The 697-nt window shown below is 34.1% G+C and carries 1 protein-coding gene; it reads left to right on the top strand.

Annotated features, from left to right (window positions below; all coding sequences use genetic code 11):
* Positions 1-34 precede the first annotated feature (34 nt).
* Positions 35-697 (top strand): class I SAM-dependent methyltransferase (locus V7183_RS16090; protein WP_335360157.1); only part of this gene is annotated, 663 nt, incomplete at its 3' end.

Raw genomic sequence — 697 nt, 5'->3', positions numbered from 1 at the left:
TATGTAAATATATGTAGAAAGAAGATGATTTAGAATGAGTAACGAAGAACTTGTAAAAACACAATTTGGTAGTAATGCTGAAAAATATGTAAAAAGTAACATTCATGCAAAAGGACCGGATTTACAATATTTAGTTCAGCAAGTAGAAGCTCGCAAAAATATTCGTCTTCTTGATATCGCTACAGGTGGTGGACATGTTGCTAATGTATTAGCTCCACTTTTTAAAGAGATCGTCGCACTTGATTTAACAGAAAAAATGTTAGAAAATGCGAAAAAGTTTATCAAGACAAATGGACATGAAAATGTATCATTTGTCGTAGGAAATGCAGAGAATTTACCATTTCCTAACGCATCATTCGATACAATTACTTGTCGCATCGCGGCGCATCATTTTTCAAACCCGGCCCAATTTATTTTTGAGGTACACCGCACACTAGAAGAAAAAGGACTCTTTATTTTAATTGATAATGTCTCCCCAGAACATACAGAATATGATACATTTTATAATTTTATTGAGAAGAAACGAGATCCGAGCCATCAACGGGCGCTAAAAAAAACAGAATGGATTTCGTTATTAGAAAAGCACGGTTTACAAATGCATTCATGTCTTACATTTGAAAAGCAATTTAATTTTGACTGGTGGTGTGACATGATGGACGTATCACCGCAAAAACGTATAAAGCTAACAGATTGTATG

Source organism: Bacillus sp. JJ1127 (assembly GCF_036965845.1).
Classification (GTDB): Bacteria; Bacillota; Bacilli; order Bacillales; family Bacillaceae_G; genus Bacillus_A.
This window is presented reverse-complemented; position numbering and strand designations above follow the sequence as displayed.